This window comes from Nocardioides sp. Root1257, assembly GCF_001425175.1.
In the GTDB taxonomy this organism is placed as follows: Bacteria; Actinomycetota; Actinomycetes; order Propionibacteriales; family Nocardioidaceae; genus Nocardioides.
The window spans coordinates 522,166-540,715 of the sequence record NZ_LMDV01000008.1 but is presented as its reverse complement, the minus strand read 5'-3'; the positions used below and the strand labels follow the sequence as shown (position 1 = coordinate 540,715).

The window sequence follows — 18,550 nt, the reverse complement described above, 5'->3', positions numbered from 1 at the left end:
TTTTCGGTGCGGGGCTCAGAGACGCTTCTGGAACTCCCCGAGCCGGGCGACCGGGACGAAGCCGAGACGATCGTTGACGCCGACCATGTGCCGGTTGACCTCGGCGTTGTAGGTGATCAGCACCCGGACGTCCGGGCGCTCCCCCTGCAGCAGCCGGAGGTTCGCGACCTTCACGGCCAGGCCCAGCCGGTGGCCACGGGCGTCGCCGCGCACCAGGGTCCCCCACTGGTAGGCGACGCCGGGCTCGTGCACCGTCGTCGCGATGTCGGTGTAGGCGACGACCTCACCCCGTTCGTCGAGCGCCACGGTGTTGTACTTCGTGCGGCCCTGCTTCGCGAGCAGCGCCTCCGACTCCCGTACGACGGCGGGGTCCGCCGACTCCTGCTCGATCTCGAGGTCGCCGGTCGGCGCCTCGGTGACGAGGCTCGCGTAGAGCCGCGCCCAGCCGACGAGCAGGTCGTCGGGCACCGGTCCGACCCAGGAGCGCAGGACGTAGCCGCGATGATGGTCGACGACCTCGGCCGTCAGGTCGTCGAGCACGCCGTCGCCCACGGGAAGCTCCAGCCGTCGCTTCACGTCCCCGATCGCGAGTGCGTAGCCGCGAGCCAGCGCGAACTCGGGCCCGGGCGACCCGGCGCCGGCCGGCCCCGCGGCGTACGGCCAGGTCGCCTCGGTGTTGAGCAGCGTCCGACCGCGCTCGCGCGCCTCGGACTCGAGCCGTTGAGACACCTGCGTGCCCAGGCCGCGGCGCCAGAGCCGGGGGTCGACGTGCACCGCCAGCATGGCGCTCTCGCGGTTGTCGAGCAGCGGCGTCGAGAGCTGGCCGACCGCCACCACGTCACCGTCGATCCGGCCGACGTAGGCGCCGAGCCAGCGCCGCGTCCCGCGGTCCTGGAGCGAGGCGCGGACCTCCTCGCGCATCCACGGCGACCCGATGTCCCCGAGCGCCCGCTCGGCGGCGAGGTAGACGTCGTAGAACGCGTCGAACGCCGCCCCGTCGTGCGGGTCGAGCGGATCGATCTCGAGGTTGCTCATCTCGACCGCTGCACGCGGCCCTCGTCCCAGACCGGGCCGTCGGACTCGTAGACCTCGCCGTCCGCGCCGTAGACCAGGAACCGGTCGAAGCCCCGGGCGAACCACCGGTCGTGGGTGACCGCGAGGACGGTGCCCTCGAAGGCCGCGAGGCCGTCCTCGAGCGCCTCGGCGGACTGGACGTCGAGATTGTCGGTCGGCTCGTCGAGCAGCAGCAGCGTGGCGCCGGACAGCTCGAGCAGCAGGATCTGGAAGCGCGCCTGCTGACCGCCCGAGAGCGACTCGAACCGCTGCTCCCCAGCGTGTGCCAGCTCGTAGCGGTCGAGCACGCGGGCGGCCTGCTCACGACCCATCCCGGAGCGACCGTGCGGCGAGCCGTCTCCGCGGTGCAGGATCTCCAGGAGCGTGCGCCCGATGAGCTCGGGGTGCTCGTGGGTCTGCACGAACCACCCCGGCCGCACCCGGGCGCCGAGCTTGGCCTTGCCGGCATGCAGGACGGGCTTGATCTCGACGTCGCCGACCGGGCGGTGCTCGACGTCGGGGTCGCTGCCGCCGATCGCGAGCAGCCTCAGGAAGTGGGACTTGCCGGAGCCGTTGGACCCGAGCACGGCGACCCGCTCGCCGTACCAGACCTCGAGGTCGAACGGCTTCATCAGTCCGGTGAGCTCGAGGTCCTCGCAGACGACGGCACGCTTGCCGGTGCGGCCCCCGGTGAGGCGCATGGTGACCTGCTGCTCGCGAGGCTGCTCGGTCGGCGGGCCGGCCTCCTCGAACTTGCGCAGCCGGGTCTGGGCGGCGCGGTACTGCGAGGCCATCCCGTCGTTGTACTCCGACTTGATCTTGTAGTGCAGCACGAGCTGCTTGAGCTTCGCGTGCTCCTCGTCCCAGCGCTTGCGCATCTCCTCGAAGCGCAGGAACCGGTCGCGGCGCGCCTCGTGGTACGACGCGAACCCGCCGGGATGCGTCCAGACCGTGTTGCCGCCGGCGCCGAGCTCGACGGTGACGACGCGCGTCGCGGTGTTGTTGAGCAGCTCGCGGTCGTGGCTGATCATCAGGATGGTCTTGTCGGACTCGCGGATCCGCTGCTCCAGCCAGATCTTTCCCGGCACGTCGAGGTAGTTGTCGGGCTCGTCGAGGAGCAGCACCTCGTCCGGCCCGCGCAGCAGCAGCTCGAGGACCAGGCGCTTCTGCTCGCCGCCCGAGAGGGTGCTGAGCGTGCGGTACTTGGCGCGGTCGTACGGCAGCGCCAGGGCCGCCATCGTGCAGACGTCCCAGGTGACCTCGATGTCGTAGCCGCCCGCGTCGGCGAACTCCGACAGCGCGTGGGCGTAGGCCATCTGCGTCTGCTCGTCGTCGGTCTCCATCAGCGCCAGCTCGTAGCGGTCGACCTCGGTCGCGGCCGCGCGGATCCGCGGCGGGGAGACGCTGAGCAGCAGGTCACCGACGGTCGGGTCGTCGCCGAGCGCGGCCCCGACGTTCTGCCGCATCACCCCGAGGCCGCCCGAGCGGGTGATCGCTCCGGCGTGCGGGGCCAGGTCCCCCGTGATGATCCGGAGCAGGGTGGTCTTGCCCGCGCCGTTGGCGCCGACCAGGGCGACTTTCGCGCCCTCGCCCACCCGGAACGACACGTCGTCCAGGAGCACCCTGCCGTCGGGCAGCTCGTACCGCACCCCTGCTACGTCCACATGTCCCACGTCGGATCATTCTCCCTGCTCCGGGCCCGGTCGGACACCGGTTTTGCCGCGGGCCCCCTGCTCAGGCCGCTACGGTGCGGCCGTGACCGACACCACACTGCGCCGTACCGCCCGACCGCTCGCGATCCTCGCGGCGCTGGGATCCACGCTCGCCCTGTCGCTGGCCCTCGTCGGGCCGGCGAGCGCCGACACCGGCGACCGGGTCCCGAAGGTCACCAAGCTCGGTCCGAAGAGCTTCGCCACGCGTGGTCCGTTCGCGGTCGGCGAGACCACGCTGAAGCTGCCGCCGACCGGCTCGGCGGTGGAGGTCTGGTACCCGTCCCGGAAGGCCGACGCGAGGGGCAAGCGTCCGAGCAGGTACGACGTCGTCGATGCGCTGCCGCCGTCGTACCAGGACCTCGTCCCGGACGGCGCGTCCGTGACCTACCCGAGCGGCGGCGTGCGCGGCCTCCCCGTCGCCGGTGGCCGGTTCCCGCTCGTCGTCTTCAGCCACGGGTACGCCGGCTTCCCGACCCAGTCGTCGTTCCTGACGTCGTGGCTGGCGTCGTGGGGCTTCGTCGTCGCGGCGCCGGACCACCCCAACCGCGACCTCGCGGCCGCGATGAGCTTCAGCGCCAGCAACGACGGCGACCCGGACGTCAAGGACCTGCGCCGCACGATCACGCTGATGGGCGCGCTGGACCGGGCCGCGCGTGGCCGCTTCAGCGGCCACGTCGACACCGCCCTGGTCGGCGCCGTCGGGCACTCCGCAGGAGGCAGCGCCGTCGAGGCCCTGGCCGCGGTCGACAAGCGCGTCACCACGTTCGTCGGGCTGGCCGGAGCGAGCGTGGGGGCACTGTCCGACGGCTCGGCCGGCGGCGCGCGGAGCAAGGTCCCGCACCAGCCCGGCCTGCTGATGGCGGGCACGTCCGACGGCATCGTCACGAAGGACCGCATGGTGGCGGCGTACGACCGGCTGCGCGACCCGAAGCGGCTCGTGCTGGTCGGCGGCGGCCACCACGCGTTCAGCGACCTGTGCGAGATCGGAGCCGGCCAGGGCGGGTTGCTCGCCATCGCCGACCTGCTGCACCTCCCCGTCCCGCCCTCCTTCGAGGCCCTGGCGACCGACGGCTGCAAGCCGCCGGCGCTCCCGCCGACCGAGGCCTGGCCCGCGGTCCGGCAGACCGTGGTCGCCCACCTGCGCCACGAGTTCGGCTTCGACCGGTCTCGCAAGGGACTGCGCGGGCTGGTCGCCGCGTACCCGGGCGTCGTGTCGGGCAACCGCACGAGCTGACCCCAGCCACCCGGACCGTGAGTCCGGCCACAGCAGGGTTTGATCGAAGTGAATTAAGTTCATTGTCTTTGTCGTGAACCGCACCGCCCGAAGCCGGACCGCACTTCTCGCACTCTCGACCTCGCTGACCCTGATCGCCGTGCTGGCGGGGACCGCCGTGCGCGGCGTGGCGGCCGAGCCCCGAGGCGTGCCACCGGTGAACCGGTACGCCGGGCCGGTCGGCACGGCGACGATGCACGGCGACGCCGGCTCGTCCGACACGACGCCGTACGCCGGGCCCGGTGCCGACCCCGCGACGCCCGTGACCATCGCCCTCGGCGGCGTGTGCCCGACGGTCCTGGCCGGCGCCGACGCCCTGCCGCAGGCGCTCTGCACCGGCTACCTCGACCGCGCCCCGACCCTCCACCTGCTGGACCCGGAGACGTCAGTGCCGCTCGCGAGCCTGACGCTCGAGAAGGGCAGTCTGCTGGGCGGCGTCTACGCGTACGTCGACCACCGCGACCGCCTCGTGACCGTCGACGGCTCCGGCGCGATCCTGCTGATCGCGCACGACCAGCAGGGCCCCGGAGGCAGCTGGCGCCTCTTCGTGCAGCGCCGGATCCCGGTCAGGGCGACGATCACGACCGTGGCGCCGGGCTACGACGGCCGGATCTGGTTCGCGACCGCGCACGGCCGCGCCGGGTACGCCGACCCGCGCACCAAGGACGTCCGGATGACCACGCTCGGCCACCAAGCCGAGATCGTGGCCAACAGCATCTCGACGGCACCCGAGGGGACCTCCGTCGTCACCGACCGCGCGACGTACCTGCTGACGACCGGGCCGCGCGGCGGCGTGCAGGTCGCCTGGCGGCGCGCGTACGACCGCGGACCGGCGCGCAAGCCCGGCCAGCTCAGCCACGGCAGCGGCGCGACGCCGACGTTCTTCGGCCCGCGGACCGGGCACGAGTACGTCGCGATCACCGACAACGCCCGGCCGCGCGAGCACCTCGTCGTCTATCGCACCGACACCGGCCGAACGGTGTGCTCGGCACCGATCTTCGGCGCCGACAACAGCGGCACGGAGAACTCGACGGTCGGCTGGCGCAACCAGGTCTACGTCGCGAGCACCTACGGCTATCCCTATCCCGCCACGCCCGACGGCGCCGGCGCGGCCGACCCCGCGACGGCGGACTTCGTGGGCGGCATGCAGCGGTTCCGGGTCGGCCCGCGCGGCTGCCGCCTCGTCTGGAGCCGACCGACCCGCTCCGCCGCCGTACCGCGGCTGTCGACCGGCGAGCACGTCCTCTACACCGTCACCCGCTCGACGAGCCAGGTCTACCGATTGGCTCGGATCTCGCCCCGCACCGGCGCCGTGCTGAGCGAGACCCTGCTGGGCGCGGGCCCGCTCAGCGACACCCTCCAGATGGTCGGCACGATCCTGCCCGACGGCACGCTGCTGCAGGGCAGCATCGGAGGCCTGTCCGCGGTCCACCCGGACGATCCCTAGAATCTCCCGCATGACGCGGGGAGCCGAGGAGGACGAGCACCAGCTCGCCGACATCTCCCGGCCGACGCCGTACCCCCGCACCCGGCGCAAGGTCCGGGTCGCGTCCATGCTCGTGTACGCCGCGCTCCTGCTGCTGTGGTCCGAGACGCTCGGCATCCCGAACGACACCATCGGCGTCTTCCTCTGGCTGTGGCTCGGCACCGTCGCGTGGAACATCGAGGCCGAGCCGCGCTACCACCTGAACTTCCTCAAGGACTGGTGGATCCCGGTCGCCGGCCTCGTCATCTACTTCTTCACGCGCGGGCTGACCGACGAGCTCGGGCTGCCGGTCCACGTCTACATGCCGATCCGGTTCGACGAGTGGATCGGCTTCGGCGAGACGCCGACCGAGCGGCTCCAGCACGCCCTGTGCGGCGACCCGTGCCTGCGCACCAGCGAGCCGCGCTGGTACGACGTGCTGTTCACGACGGTCTACGCGACGCACTTCGTCACCGGGCTGACCATCGCCGCCGTGCTCTGGGTGCGCAACCGGGCCGAGTGGATCAAGTGGATGCGGCGCTACGTGATCATCAACTTCGGCGCGCTCGTCGTCTACATCGCCTACCCGATGGCGCCGCCGTGGATGGCCTCCGAGGAGGGCTGGCTGCACGCCGACGTCGTCCGGATCACCGGGCGCGGCTGGCACGACATCGGCCTCGGCCGCATGGACGTCGTGCTCCAGGGGGTCGGCAACCCGGTGGCTGCGATGCCCTCGCTGCACGCCGGCATCACCTTCCTGATCGCGATCTACGGCATCCAGCGTCTGCGTACGCCGTGGCGCTGGCTGCTCGCGCTCTACCCGCTGCTGATGTGCACGACGCTCGTCTACTACGCGGAGCACTACGTGATCGACGTGCTCGCCGGTGCGGTGCTCGCGGTGATCGTGCTGGTCGGCTGCCAGGTCTGGGAGAACAGCCGGGACCGGGCCCGCGCGCCGAGCCCCGACGTTCCTCTCTGATAGACGAAGTTTCGCAAAGTCCTTCTGGATTGTGCGAAATGCTGGCACGGTGGTTCCTCCCCCAACGGAAGGACCGCCCGTGACCCCGCTCCGTCCCGTCCTGCTGGCGGCGATCGCCGCCGGCATCGCCGCGATCCCTGCCGCACTCACCGTGCTCCCCGCCGACGCGTCCGACGGCGCGGCCCCGACGTTCCGCCGGGTCGACATCGACACCGGGATCGTCGGGGCGAGCTTCAGCTCGGTCGGCCAGGTCTTCGGCGCCGAGCAGGACATCGTCACGAGCGGGTACGGCGAGCTCGACGACCTCGGGCGGCCCGTCGGCGGCGGCACCCTCCAGCTCTACCGCCCGGGCGCGACGCTCTCCAGCTGGACGAAGGTCCCGGTCTTCGGCGCCGGCGCGGGCATCGTCTTCCCCAACGCCACCACGATCGACGACGTCGACGGGGACGGCGACAACGACATCATCGTGCCGTCCGGCTACTTCTTCGGGACCGACTCGTCGGCCCCCACCTGGCTCAACACCACGGGAGCGATCACCTGGTGGGAGAACAAGGGCCCCGACACGGCGTTCACGAAGCACGTCGTCATCGACGGCCAGGCCGGCTCCTACCACGGCGTCCAGCTCGTCGACCTCGACGGCGACGGCACCCGGGACCTGGTCAGCGTCAGCGAGGAGGCGGCGCAGGCCGGGAACCAGGTCGACGACACCGTGCGCACCCAGTTCTTCAAGGGACTGGGCGGCGGCTCGTTCGCCGCACCGGTCGAGCTCGCCCACAACCTCGGCGGCAGCCAGCCCGTCGTCGACGACGTCGACGGGGACGGGGACCTCGACATCATCTCGTCGCAGTACTTCCACGTCCTGAACGACATGTCGACCTCGGCGTCGTTCCTCTGGCTGGAGAACACCGACACCGACGGCACCCTCGGCTCGGCGGACTTCGCGCCCCACACCATCGCCAAGCTCACCGACGTCGGCATGGGCTTCCAGATCCGACCGGTGCCCGGCTTCCGCGGGCCCGGCACGACCTCGTGGATCGGCACCAACCACGTCAACCGCTGCACGTTCGCGCTCCTCAACGCGTCGTTCGCGTGGCCGGAGCAGGTCATCGAGTTCACGCCCGGTGCCGACCCCCGCAACGCCTGGAGCCGCACCACCCTGTCCGCGCCGGAGACGCCGCCGGAGCCCTGCCCCTCCGACTACGGCAGCAACCGCGACAACTATCCGGAGTTCAGCAACGCGATCACCTCGCGCTACGGGCCCGGCCAGGGCGCTCCCGGCGTGCTCGGGTACGGCGACATCGACGGCGACGGCGACATCGACCTGGCGGTCTCCGGCGACGGCGACCGCCGGTTGTGGTGGATCGAGAGTCTCGGCGACGGTGGGACGGAGCTGCACCGTCTCACCGACGCCGGCGAGTACTTCGGCCAGGCCGGCGGCGCCGTGGTCGTCGACCTGAACGGCCGGGAGGGCAACGAGCTCGTCTTCAGCTCCTTCGACCAGGACACGCTGGCGATCTGGACCCGCGACACCGAGACGACACCTACCCCAACGCCGATGCCGACGCCCTCGACGTCGCCCACGACGACGCCGGTGACCACGGTGCGGAGCGCGCTGAGCGTCGGGCCGGCGCGGCGCGGCGTACCGGCGGGCAAGAAGGTCGCCTGGTCGGTCCGGCTCCGCGCCGCCGACGGCGGCGCGCGTCGTACGGCGACCGTCGCCTTCGACCCGACCCAGGGCAAGCAGGTCCGGCTCGGGACCATCACCCTCCGCCGGACCGGTCCCGGCGTGCAGCAGGGGAAGGTGACCTACCGGCCGCGCGTCGCCGGGCGGATCATCGTGCGGTACGCCGGGCTGCGGGTGAGCCCGACGCTGCGCGACACCGCGGCCACGGACACGGCGCGGGTCGTCATCCGGTGACGCTCAGCCCCTGAAATACGGGCTCGCCGCGTGCTGCGCGACCCGCCGACGGGCCGCGTAGCGCGTGGCGAGCAGCAGGTGCACCGCGATCCCGGCGAACATCAGGACCGTGAGGTAGGTGTGCAGCGGCTCGTTGTCGAGGTTGGTCTGCGACGCCCAGATGACGACGCCGAGCGCGTACCCGAAGTAGATGTGGAAGACCTTGAGCGTGCGGCGCGGACGCACGAGGCCGAAGACGTAGACCGAGAGCCCCAGGTGCGTGGTGTTGAGTCCGACGACCAGGGCCACGAGGACGCCTGCGAGGGTCGAGCCGCCGCCGGACAGGTAGTGCACGGCGGTCGCGGCCACCATCACGGGGAGCAGCACCCAGCCGACGCGCCGGTTGATCGAGCCGGCTCGCTGCCGGCGGCGCAGCGCGACGACCGAGGGGTGCGGCGCCACGGCGGTCACGACGGTCCCCTCAGAAGGCGATCACGTCGTCGCCCAGGGCGTCGACCGCCCGCTCGACCTGCCGCCAGATCGAGCCGACCGCGACGACGGCGCTCTCGGCGTCCTGGTCCTCGGCCGACGCCACGACCGCGGACTGGAGCGACTGCTGGAGCGCGAGGAACTCGAGCGGGTCGATCAGCCGGACCAGCCGCTGGAGCTGCGGCAGCAGGGTGCGTACGGCGCGGGCGAGCTCCTGGCTGCCGCAGCGGTCGAGCAGGATCTCGCCGAACCGGTCGGAGTCCGCGAACGCCGTGACGAGGTCGCCGCTGCGGTAGGCGAGGTCGACGTCCAGGGCGATGCGGCGCAGGGCCGACACGTCGGCCGGCACGAAGCGGGGCAGGCCCCAGCGGACGACGTGCTCCATCAGCATCCCGCTGACCCGGAAGACGTCGGCGGCGTGGGCGCGGTCGAGCGGCGCGACCGTGGCGCCGCGGTTGCGCTGCACGACCACGAGCCCCTCGGACGCCAGCTGCGCGAAGGCCTCGCGGAGCGGCGAGTTCGAGACGCCGAACCGCTGCATGACGACCTCGGTCCGCAGCGGCGTCCCCGGTGCCAGCCGGCCGGACACGATGTCGTCGCGCAGCGCGGCCACGAGGTTCTCGCGGAGTGCTCCGTGCTCGTGGGCGACCGTGCTCATGGGTCGAGGGTAGAGGTCAGGCGTCAGGGTGCGCCGGATAAGGAGCCGTGCCCTAGTCCTCGGTGGACTTCGCCCAGAGGTTGATCCCGGCCTCGACCGCGTCCTCGTCGATCGCCCGCAGCTCGTCGTCGGTCAGCTCCGGGAAGGTCAGGGCGTCGAGGTTGGCGTCGAGCTGCTCGACGCTGGAGGCCCCGATGACCGCCGAGGTCACCCGCGGGTCGCGGATAGCCCACTGCAGCGCGAGCTGCGCGAGCTTCTGCCCGCGGCCGGCCGCGATCTCGTTCAGACGGCGCACGTGCCGCAGCGTCGACTCGTCGAGGTGGTCGCCGCCGATCGACGAGCCCTCGCGCGCGGCGCGCGAGTCGGCGGGGATGCCGTCGAGGTAGCGATCGGTGAGCAGGCCCTGGGCGAGCGGCGTGAAGACGATGCAGCCCATCCCCTGCTGCTCGAGCTCGTCGAGCAGGTCCTCCTCGATCCAGCGGTTGAGCATCGAGTACGACGGCTGGTGGATCAGCAGCGGCGTGCCGAGGTCGCGCGCGATCGACGCGGCCTCGTTGGTCTTCGCCGCCGAGTAGGACGAGATGCCGGCGTACAGCGCCTTGCCCTGGCGGACCGCCTGGTCCAGCGCCATCATCGTCTCCTCGACGGGCGTGTCCGGGTCGAAGCGGTGGCTGTAGAAGATGTCGACGTAGTCGAGGCCCATCCGGCCGAGCGACTGGTCGAGCGAGGCGAGCACGTACTTGCGCGACCCGCCGCCCTGGCCGTACGGGCCCGGCCACATGTCGTAGCCGGCCTTGGTGGAGATGACCAGCTCGTCGCGGTAGGCCGCGAAGTCGTCACGGAGGTAGCGCCCGAAGTTCTCCTCCGCGCGGCCGTACGGCGGGCCGTAGTTGTTGGCCAGGTCGAAGTGGGTGACGCCGCGGTCGAAGGCCCGCCGCAGGATCGCGCGCTGGGTCTCCTCGGGCCGGTCGGTGCCGAAGTTCTGCCACAGCCCCAGCGAGATCACGGGCAGCTGGAGCCCGCTGCGGCCGGTGTGGCGGTAGCGCATCCCGGTCGACGGGTCGTAACGGTTCTCGGCAGCCTCGTAGCTCATGGGTCGATCCTGCCAGCGTCGGGGTAGTCCCTGACGATTCGGTCCCTGGAAGCGTGACCAGAGGACCGAAACGTCAGGGACTACCCGACCGCTCCGACCATCCGCAGCGCCAGGAGCCGGTAGTGGACGGCGACCTCGTCGGGCGACCACCGGCCCTCGTCGCGGAACCACCGGGCCACGTCGATGCCGAGGGACAGCACGGCAAGCGCGGTCATGTGGGGGTCGGGGGTGACGAAGACCCCGGCGCCGACCCCGCGGTCGATGACGTCGCGGACCACCTCGTCGATGTCGTGCCGGATGGCCACGACCTCGGCCAGGTGCTCCGCGCTGAGCGCCGCCAGCTCGTAGTTGATGACGCGCGCGCCCGTGTGGACCAGGGCGTGGTCGCGGACGAAGTCCTCGACCAGAGTACCGAGCTGCTCGACCGGGTCGTCGGAGGTCGCGACCGAGGCCCGCACCATCTCGAGGACCCGCAGGTGGCCGACGTGCGCGAGCTCGAAGAGCAGCTCCTCCTTCGACCGGTGGTGCACGTAGAGCGCCGCCGGGCTCATCCCCGCCGCCGTCGAGATGTCGCGGGTGGTCGTGCCGTGGAAGCCGCGGGTGGAGAACGCCTCCACCGCGGCGCGCGCCAGCCGGGTCCGGGCATCGGGCGACGGGCTGGACTCGCTCACGACAGGCATGGTAAGCAAGCGCTTAGTTCATCGGCAACCGAGGAGGACGTGTGCAGGGACTCGACGGCAAGGTCGCGATCGTGACCGGAGCCAGCCGCGGGATCGGGCTGGGCATCGCCCAGCGCCTGGTCGACGAGGGAGCGCGGGTGTGCCTGACGGCGCGCAAGCCCGAGGCGCTCGAGGAGGCGGTGGCCACGCTCGGCGGCCCGGACCGCGCGATCGCCGTCGCCGGCAAGGCCGACGACCCGGACCACCGCGCCGACGCCGTACGCCGCACGATCGAGGCGTTCGGCAGCCTCGACCTGCTCGTCAACAACGCCGGCATCAACCCGGTGCTCACCAGCCTGGTCGACCTCGACCTCGGCACCGCCCGCAAGATCGTGGAGGTCAACGCGCTCGGCGCGCTCGCCTGGGTGCAGGAGGCCCACCGCGCCTGGATGGGCGAGCACGGCGGGTCGGTCGTCAACATCTCGTCGGTCTCCGGCGTGAAGCCCGCCCCCGGCATCGCGATGTACGGCGCGTCGAAGGCGATGCTCATCAGTCTGACCGAGTCGCTGGCCGTCGAGCTCGGGCCGACGGTCCGCGTCAACGCCGTGGCCCCGGCGATCGTGAAGACCGCCTTCGCCGGGCCGCTCTTCGAGGGCCGCGAGGACGAGGTCGCCGCGCTCTACCCGCTCAAGCGCCTCGGCGTCGTCGAGGACGTCGCCGGCGCGGTCGCCTACCTGCTCTCCGACGACGCGTCCTGGGTGACCGGGCAGACCATCACCCTCGACGGCGGCGTCACGCTGGCCGGCGGCCACTGATGGCCGACCAGCTCGAGGGCAAGGGCGTCGTCGTCACCGGCGCCGGCCGCGGCATCGGCCGCGCGCTCGCCGTCCGGATGGCCGCCGAGGGCGCCCGCGTCGTCGTCAACGACCTCGACGCGGGCAACGCCGAGGCGGTCGCCGCCGAGGTCGGCGGCACGGCCGTGCCGGGCGACGTCTCGTCCGCAGACGGCGTCCGTGCGGTCATCGACACCGCGACCGAGGCCCTGGGCCGCATCGACGTCTTCTTCGCCAACGCGGGCATCGACGGCGCCGGGGGCCCCGACAGCCTGCAGACCCCCGACGACGTCTGGGACCGCGTCATGGACGTCAACGTGATGGCCCACGTGCGCGCCGCCCGCGAGCTGGTCCCGCGGTGGCTCGAGGACGGCCTCGGCGGGCGGTTCGTCGTCACCGCCTCGGCGGCCGGGCTGCTCACGATGATCGGCAGCGCGCCGTACTCCGTGACCAAGCACGCCGCCGTCGGCTTCGCCGAGTGGCTCTCGGTGACGTACGGCGCACGCGGCGTCGACGTGCACGCCATCTGCCCGCAGGGCGTGCAGACCAAGATGCTCGAGGACGCAGGACCCCTGCAGGCACTGCTCTCCCGCGACAGCGCGCTCCCGCCCGAGGCGGTCGCCGAGGCGGCGGTCGCCGCGATCGCCGAGGGTCGGTTCCTGGTCCTCCCCCACCCCGAGGTCGCGGGCTACTACGCCGCCCGGGCCTCCGACACCGACCGCTGGCTGGCCGGCATGCGACGGCTCCAGCAGAAGGTCGACCAGGCAGGAGCGCTCGAATGACCGAGGACACCCCGGGCCTGGACCTCGCCGTCTTCCGCCGCTGGTACGACGACCAGCGCCCCGGCGAGATCGCCGGAGACCTGAGTGCGCAGGTGATCGCAGGCGGTCGCTCCAACCTGACCTACGAGGTCACCGACGGCACGTCGTGGTGGATCGTGCGCCGGCCACCGCTCGGTCACGTGCAGGCGACGGCCCACGACATGGGCCGCGAGTACACGGCCATGAGCGCGCTCGTCCCGACCGAGGTCCCGGTGCCCACGACGTACGCCCACTGCGACGACCCCGACGTGCTCGGCGCTCCGTTCTACGTGATGGAGCGGGTCGACGGCACGGCGTACCGGCGCGCGAAGCAGCTCGCCGCCCTCGGCCCCGAGCGCACCGCGGCCATCGGCGGTCGCCTCATCGACGTGCTGGCCACCCTGCACCGCGTCGACCCCGCCGAGGTCGGACTGGCGGAGTTCGGCCGGCCGGACGGCTTCCTCGAGCGGCAGGTGCGCCGCTGGGGCAAGCAGCTCGAGGGCTCGAAGACCCGCGAGCACCCGGACGCCGAGGAGCTGCACCGTCGCCTCACCGCGCGGGTGCCGGCCGGCGACGACGCCGACGCCCAGCAGTACGTCGGCATCGTGCACGGCGACTACCGGCTCGACAACGTGCTCACCGGCGCCGACGACGAGATCAAGGCGGTCGTCGACTGGGAGATGGCCACGCTCGGCGACACCCGCACCGACGTGGCGTTGATGCTCGTCTACGACCGGCTCGCCTCGTTGCCGTCGGCCGGCCTCGTCTCCGACGTGAGCACTGCACCGGGCTACCCGGGCACCGACGAGCTGCTGACCCGCTACGCAGCCACCGTCGGCCGCGACCTCGGCGACATGGGCTTCCACCTCGGGCTCGCCTACTTCAAGCTCGCGGTGATCCTCGAGGGCATCAACTTCCGCTTCCTGCAGGGCCAGACCGTCGGCGAGGGCTTCGACCAGATCGGCGCGGGCTTCGACCCCCTGATCCAGGCCGGCCTCGCCGCACTCGAAAGGGATTGAGACACATGGACTTCGGTCTCGACGACACGACCACCGAGCTGCACGACAAGCTCTCGACCTTCATGGCCGAGCGGATCGTGCCCTCCGAGCCGATCTTCCACGACCAGCTCGCCGCCGGCGACGACCGCTGGGCGTGGTCGGAGACGCCCGTGCTCAAGGAGCTCCAGGCCGAGGCCCGCGAGCTCGGGCTCTGGAACCTCTTCCTCCCGAAGGAGCACGCCGACAGCCCCGGGCTGACGAACCTCCAGTACGCCCCGCTCGCCGAGCTGACCGGACGCGCCGGGCACCTCGCCCCCGCCGTCCTCAACTGCTCGGCGCCCGACACCGGCAACATGGAGGTGCTCTCCCTCTTCGGCACCCCGGAGCAGAAGGAGCGCTGGCTCACGCCGCTGCTCGCCGCCGAGATCCGCTCGTCGTTCGCCATGACCGAGCCGGACGTCGCCTCCTCCGACGCGACCAACATCGAGACGCGGATCGAGCGCGACGGCGACGAGTACGTCCTCAACGGCCGCAAGTGGTGGATCACCGGCGCGATGAACCCGCGCGCCGAGATCATGATCGTGATGGGCAAGACGGACCCCTCGGCCTCCCGGCACCGTCAGCAGAGCCAGATCCTGGTGCCGCGGGACACCCCCGGCCTCGAGGTGGTCCGCGGGATGGAGGTCTTCGGCTACGACGACCACGAGCACGGCGGTCACGCCGAGCTGCGGTTCACCGACGTGCGCGTCCCGGTCACCAACCTGATCGGCGAGGAGGGCGCCGGCTTCGCGATCGCCCAGGCCCGCCTGGGTCCTGGCCGCATCCACCACTGCATGCGCGCGATCGGCGTGGCCGAGGCCGCGATCGAGCTGATGTGCCAGCGCGCGGCCTCGCGGGTCGCGTTCGGCCGCCCGCTCGCCAACCAGGGCGTGGTCCGCGACTGGATCGCGGAGTCCCGGGTGCGCATCGAGCAGCTGCGGCTGCTGGTGCTCAAGACCGCCTGGCTGATGGACACGGTCGGCAACCGCGGCGCCCACACCGAGATCCAGGCGATCAAGATCGCCACCCCGCAGACCGTCCAGTGGATCCTCGACAAGGCCATCCAGACGCACGGCGCCGGCGGCCTGTCGCAGGACTTCCCGCTCGCCTCGGCGTACGCCGGCATCCGCACCCTGCGGTTCGCCGACGGGCCGGACGAGGTGCACAAGAACTCCCTCGCCAAGACCGAGATCGCGCGACACACGACGGAGACCGCGACGCATGGATGACGCACAGCTGAGGGAGCGGGTCGAGCAGCTCCTCGCGGACCACCCACCCGGGTCGACCGACCGGCTCGACTTCCTGCACGCGCGCTTCGACGCCGGCCTGGCGTGGGTGCACTTCCCCGAGGGTCTCGGCGGCCTCGGGCTGCCGCGCGGGATGCAGCCGATCGTCGAGAAGGCGCTGTACGCCGCGGGCGCACCCGACAACGACCCTCGCAAGATCGGCATCGGTCTCGGCATGGCCGCGCCCACGATCCTCGCCTTCGGGACGGACGAGCAGAAGCAGCGCTACCTCCGGCCGCTGTGGTGCGGCGAGGAGGTCTGGTGCCAGCTCTTCTCGGAGCCGGGCGCGGGCTCCGACCTCGCCGGCCTGTCCTCGCGCGCCGTCCTCGACGGCGACACGTGGATCGTCAACGGCCAGAAGGTGTGGACGTCGTCCGCCCACATCGCCGACCGGGCGATCATGATCGTGCGCACCGACCCCGACCAGCCCAAGCACGCCGGCCTCTCGTACTTCATCCTCGACATGCACGACCCGGGCGTCGAGGTGCGGCCGCTGCGCCAGATCACCGGCGAGGCCGAGTTCAACGAGGTCTTCCTGACCGACGCCCGGATCCCCGACTCCGACCGGCTCGGCGAGGTCGGGGAGGGCTGGAAGGTCGCGAACGCCACGCTCTCCAACGAGCGGGTCGCGATCGGCGGCGGCGCCTTCCCGCGCGAGTTCGGCATGGTCATGAACGTCGCCAAGACCTGGCGCGAGCGGCCCGAGCTGCGCACCCCGGAGACCCACGAGCGCCTACTGCGCGGCTGGATCGACACCGAGGTCGCCCGCATCACCGCGACCCGGCTGCGCCAGAAGATGGCGGCCGGAGTACCCGGCCCCGAGGGATCGGCGATGAAGCTGTCGTTCGCCCGGATCAACCAGCAGCTCTCGGCCCTCGAGGTCGACCTGCTCGCCGACGACGGGCTCCGCTACGAGAGCTGGGAGATGCGCCGGCCCACCCGGGTCGACTTCTTCGGCAAGGACGCGGGCTACCGCTACCTGCGCGCCAAGGGCAACTCGATCGAGGGAGGAACGTCGGAGGTGCTGCGCAACGTGGTCGCCGAGCGCATCCTCGGCCTGCCCACCGAGCACCGCGTCGACAAGGACGTGCCCTGGAAGGACCTCCCCCGATGACCACCCTCCGCTCGACCTCGGGGCCAGCCGACGTCAGCCTGCTGGCCGACGACGTCGAGACCGACCTGCGCGCCTCGGTGCGCAAGGCGCTGGACAAGCACGCCCCGTCCGACCGCCTCAACCAGCTGTACGACGGCACCGACGACGTCACCGCGCCACTCTGGTCGGCCTTCACCGAGCTCGGCCTGCCGGGCCTGCTCGTGCCCGAGTCCCTCGGCGGCGCCGGCGCCACGGCCCGCGAGGCGGCCGCCGTGCTGGAGGAGCTCGGCCGGGCCGCCGCGCCGTCGCCGTTCCTCACGTCCGCGGTCGTTGCCACCACGGTTCTGGTCGCGCTGGGTGATTCTCTGGGCGACACCGAGATCCTGCCGGCACTGGCGTCGGGCGAGCAGACCGCCGCGTTGCTGGTCGGTCCGGCCGTGGGCCTGCCCGCGGACGTGCTCCTGGTGCCCGAGGGCGACGCGCTGTACGCCGTCCGGGGCGCGAAGGTCACGCCGGTCTCGTCGCTCGACATGACCCGGCCGCTCGCCGACGTGGACCTCGACGGGGCCGAGCGCACCCTGGTGTCGGACGACGCTGCCGCCGCTGTCGAGGCGGCGCTGCTGATGGGCGCCGGGCTCCTCGCCGCGGAGCAGGTCGGCGTGGCCCGCTGGTCGTTGGAGACGACGATCGCCTACCTCAAGGAGCGCCGCCAGTTCGGACGCATCGTCGGCGGCTTCCAGGCGCTCAAGCACCGGCTCGCCGACCTGTACGCCGAGGTCGAGCAGGCCGACGCCGCAGCCCGCTACGCCGCGGCGACGCTCGCGACCGGCGACCCCGACGCGCCCGTGGCCGTGCACGTCGCGGCGGCGTACTGCAGCGAGGTCGCGGTGCACGCCGCCGAGGAGGCGGTGCAGCTCCACGGCGGCCTCGGCATGACGTGGGAGCACCCCACCCACCTGCACCTCAAGCGGGCCAAGGCCGACGCGCTGCTGCTCGGCTCGGCCGAGTCCCACCGGGCCGCGCTGGCCGTGCTCGTCGACCTGCCCGCCCCCGCCTGAGAGGGAGACCATGGACCTGACCCTGAACGACGAGCAGCAGGCCTTCCGCGACCTGGCCCGCGACTTCCTCGACCGCGAGGCGATCCCGCACCGCACGCAGTGGGACCGCGACGAGTCCGTCGACCTCGACATCATCCCGAAGATGGCCGAGATCGGCTTCTTCGGACTCACCATCCCGGAGGAGTACGGCGGCCTCGGCGGCGACTACCTCACCTACGTGCTGGGCATGGAGGAGCTCGGCCGCGCCGACTCCGCGCTGCGCGGCATCGTGTCGGTCTCCAACGGGCTGTTCGGCAAGTCGGTGCTGGGCTTCGGCACCGAGGAGCAGAAGCAGGAGTGGTTGCCCGGGATCGCCAACGGCACCAAGCTCGGGTGCTTCGGTCTCACCGAGCCCGACACCGGCTCCGACGCCGGCAACCTGACGTCGCGCGCCCGCAAGGACGGCGGCGACTACGTGCTGAACGGCCAGAAGCTGTTCATCACCAACGGCACCTGGGCCGACGTGGCGCTGGTCTTCGCGCGCACCAGCGACGACGGACCGCGTGGCGTCTCGGCCTTCCTGGTCCCCACCGACACCCCGGGCTTCGAGGCCCGCGAGATCAAGGGCAAGCTCGGCCTGCGAGGCCAGGCCACGGCCGAGCTCTTCCTCTCCGACGTCCGGGTGCCGGCCTCGGCCCTGCTCGGCGAGGAGGGCCGCGGCTTCAAGATCGCGATGACGACCCTCGACAAGGGTCGCGTGTCGGTGGCGTCCGGCTGCGTCGGCATCGTGCAGGGCTGCCTGGAGAGCGCGGTCGAGTACGCCACCACCCGCAAGCAGTTCGGCAAGCCGCTCGCCGGCTTCCAGCTCGTGCAGGAGCTGATCTCCGACATGTCGGTCGACGCCGACGCCGCGCGGCTGCTGGTCTGGCGCTGCGCCGACCTGATCGACCGGGGAGAGCCGTTCGGGACGGCCGCGTCGAAGGCCAAGCTGTTCGCGTCGGAGGCCGCCGTACGCGCCGCCAACAACGCGATCCAGGTCTACGGCGGCGCCGGCTACGTCGACGAGTACCCCGCCGCGAAGTACCTCCGCGACGCCCGGGTGATGACCCTCTACGAAGGCACCAGCCAGATCCAGAAGCTGCTCATCGGCCGCGCCGAGACCGGCGTCAACGCCTTCGTCTGACCG

At 72.1% G+C, this 18,550-nt stretch carries 17 protein-coding genes; 11 read left to right on the top strand and 6 right to left on the bottom strand.

The genetic code is table 11. The annotated features are described in order from the left end of the window. Positions 1 to 15: 15 nt before the first annotated feature. A complete protein-coding gene (locus ASC77_RS10775; protein WP_056152059.1) occupies positions 16 to 1,035 on the bottom strand; it encodes a GNAT family N-acetyltransferase in 1,020 nt (339 codons plus the stop codon). Beyond that, positions 1,032 to 2,726, bottom strand: coding sequence for an ABC-F family ATP-binding cassette domain-containing protein (locus tag ASC77_RS10770; RefSeq protein ID WP_056152055.1), 1,695 nt, complete (start codon positions 2,724 to 2,726; stop codon positions 1,032 to 1,034). Before ASC77_RS10770 ends, ASC77_RS10775 begins: the two co-directional genes overlap by 4 nt. 82 nt (positions 2,727 to 2,808) lie before the next feature. On the opposite strand from ASC77_RS10770, the gene ASC77_RS10765 reads away from it, so the two are divergent. From ASC77_RS10765 to ASC77_RS10750, 4 genes are all read left to right on the top strand, one after another. Beyond that, a complete protein-coding gene (locus tag ASC77_RS10765; protein ID WP_056152052.1) occupies positions 2,809 to 3,999 on the top strand; it encodes an alpha/beta hydrolase family protein in 1,191 nt (396 codons plus the stop codon). 73 nt (positions 4,000 to 4,072) lie between these two features. Next, entirely contained in the window at positions 4,073 to 5,485 is a 1,413-nt protein-coding gene (locus ASC77_RS10760) for a hypothetical protein (protein ID WP_082574628.1), read from the top strand. 10 nt (positions 5,486 to 5,495) lie between these two features. Then, positions 5,496 to 6,482 carry a phosphatase PAP2 family protein gene (locus tag ASC77_RS10755; RefSeq protein ID WP_056152049.1) on the top strand — a complete coding sequence of 329 codons (987 nt, stop codon included), beginning with the start codon at positions 5,496 to 5,498 and terminating at the stop codon, positions 6,480 to 6,482. A gap of 79 nt (positions 6,483 to 6,561) precedes the next feature. Further along, positions 6,562 to 8,400, top strand: coding sequence for an FG-GAP-like repeat-containing protein (locus ASC77_RS10750; RefSeq protein WP_056152046.1), 1,839 nt, complete (start codon positions 6,562 to 6,564; stop codon positions 8,398 to 8,400). A 3-nt stretch (positions 8,401 to 8,403) separates the two neighbouring features. Here ASC77_RS10750 and ASC77_RS10745 read toward each other — a convergent pair whose 3' ends face one another. From ASC77_RS10745 to ASC77_RS10730, 4 genes are all read right to left on the bottom strand, one after another. Next, complete coding sequence (locus ASC77_RS10745) at positions 8,404 to 8,850, bottom strand: hypothetical protein (RefSeq protein WP_056152043.1); 447 nt, start codon at positions 8,848 to 8,850, stop codon at positions 8,404 to 8,406. Positions 8,851 to 8,860: 10 nt separating this feature from the next. Next, positions 8,861 to 9,526 carry a GntR family transcriptional regulator gene (locus ASC77_RS10740; RefSeq protein ID WP_056152038.1) on the bottom strand — a complete coding sequence of 222 codons (666 nt, stop codon included), beginning with the start codon at positions 9,524 to 9,526 and terminating at the stop codon, positions 8,861 to 8,863. A gap of 52 nt (positions 9,527 to 9,578) precedes the next feature. Beyond that, positions 9,579 to 10,619, bottom strand: a complete 1,041-nt coding sequence (gene mgrA, locus ASC77_RS10735) for an L-glyceraldehyde 3-phosphate reductase (protein ID WP_056152035.1) — start codon at positions 10,617 to 10,619, stop codon at positions 9,579 to 9,581. Positions 10,620 to 10,699: 80 nt separating this feature from the next. Beyond that, positions 10,700 to 11,299 (bottom strand): TetR/AcrR family transcriptional regulator, encoded by a 600-nt coding sequence (locus ASC77_RS10730; protein WP_056152033.1) that lies wholly within the window; start codon positions 11,297 to 11,299, stop codon positions 10,700 to 10,702. Positions 11,300 to 11,340: 41 nt separating this feature from the next. On the opposite strand from ASC77_RS10730, the gene ASC77_RS10725 reads away from it, so the two are divergent. The 7 genes from ASC77_RS10725 to ASC77_RS10695 are packed head-to-tail and all read left to right on the top strand — an operon-like array spanning position 11,341 to position 18,547. After that, the gene (locus tag ASC77_RS10725; protein WP_056152030.1) at positions 11,341 to 12,093 is read left to right on the top strand and encodes an SDR family oxidoreductase; all 753 of its coding nucleotides are present in this window, start codon (positions 11,341 to 11,343) and stop codon (positions 12,091 to 12,093) included. Further along, complete coding sequence (locus tag ASC77_RS10720) at positions 12,093 to 12,893, top strand: SDR family NAD(P)-dependent oxidoreductase (RefSeq protein WP_056152027.1); 801 nt, start codon at positions 12,093 to 12,095, stop codon at positions 12,891 to 12,893. Before ASC77_RS10725 ends, ASC77_RS10720 begins: the two co-directional genes overlap by 1 nt. Next, positions 12,890 to 13,930: a phosphotransferase family protein gene (locus ASC77_RS10715; RefSeq protein WP_056152024.1), complete on the top strand. Its 1,041-nt coding sequence runs from the start codon at positions 12,890 to 12,892 to the stop codon at positions 13,928 to 13,930. The genes ASC77_RS10720 and ASC77_RS10715 overlap by 4 nt, the downstream gene beginning before the upstream one ends. 5 nt (positions 13,931 to 13,935) lie before the next feature. Then, positions 13,936 to 15,177 carry an acyl-CoA dehydrogenase family protein gene (locus tag ASC77_RS10710; protein WP_056152022.1) on the top strand — a complete coding sequence of 414 codons (1,242 nt, stop codon included), beginning with the start codon at positions 13,936 to 13,938 and terminating at the stop codon, positions 15,175 to 15,177. After that, positions 15,170 to 16,348, top strand: a complete 1,179-nt coding sequence (locus ASC77_RS10705; protein WP_056152019.1) for an acyl-CoA dehydrogenase family protein — start codon at positions 15,170 to 15,172, stop codon at positions 16,346 to 16,348. Before ASC77_RS10710 ends, ASC77_RS10705 begins: the two co-directional genes overlap by 8 nt. Beyond that, positions 16,345 to 17,385 (top strand): acyl-CoA dehydrogenase family protein, encoded by a 1,041-nt coding sequence (locus tag ASC77_RS10700; protein ID WP_056152016.1) that lies wholly within the window; start codon positions 16,345 to 16,347, stop codon positions 17,383 to 17,385. The genes ASC77_RS10705 and ASC77_RS10700 overlap by 4 nt, the downstream gene beginning before the upstream one ends. 10 nt (positions 17,386 to 17,395) lie before the next feature. Further along, positions 17,396 to 18,547, top strand: coding sequence for an acyl-CoA dehydrogenase family protein (locus ASC77_RS10695; RefSeq protein ID WP_056152013.1), 1,152 nt, complete (start codon positions 17,396 to 17,398; stop codon positions 18,545 to 18,547). The last annotated feature ends 3 nt before the right edge of the window (positions 18,548 to 18,550 follow it).

Coding starts and splice junctions, on each gene's coding strand:
- ASC77_RS10775 (WP_056152059.1), bottom strand. CDS start 1,035: ATGAGCAACCTCGAGATCGATCCGCTCGACCCGCACGACGGGGCGGCG.
- ASC77_RS10755 (WP_056152049.1), top strand. CDS start 5,496: ATGACGCGGGGAGCCGAGGAGGACGAGCACCAGCTCGCCGACATCTCC.
- ASC77_RS10740 (WP_056152038.1), bottom strand. CDS start 9,526: ATGAGCACGGTCGCCCACGAGCACGGAGCACTCCGCGAGAACCTCGTG.
- mgrA (WP_056152035.1), bottom strand. CDS start 10,619: ATGAGCTACGAGGCTGCCGAGAACCGTTACGACCCGTCGACCGGGATG.
- ASC77_RS10730 (WP_056152033.1), bottom strand. CDS start 11,299: ATGCCTGTCGTGAGCGAGTCCAGCCCGTCGCCCGATGCCCGGACCCGG.
- ASC77_RS10720 (WP_056152027.1), top strand. CDS start 12,093: ATGGCCGACCAGCTCGAGGGCAAGGGCGTCGTCGTCACCGGCGCCGGC.
- ASC77_RS10715 (WP_056152024.1), top strand. CDS start 12,890: ATGACCGAGGACACCCCGGGCCTGGACCTCGCCGTCTTCCGCCGCTGG.
- ASC77_RS10710 (WP_056152022.1), top strand. CDS start 13,936: ATGGACTTCGGTCTCGACGACACGACCACCGAGCTGCACGACAAGCTC.
- ASC77_RS10705 (WP_056152019.1), top strand. CDS start 15,170: ATGGATGACGCACAGCTGAGGGAGCGGGTCGAGCAGCTCCTCGCGGAC.
- ASC77_RS10700 (WP_056152016.1), top strand. CDS start 16,345: ATGACCACCCTCCGCTCGACCTCGGGGCCAGCCGACGTCAGCCTGCTG.
- ASC77_RS10695 (WP_056152013.1), top strand. CDS start 17,396: ATGGACCTGACCCTGAACGACGAGCAGCAGGCCTTCCGCGACCTGGCC.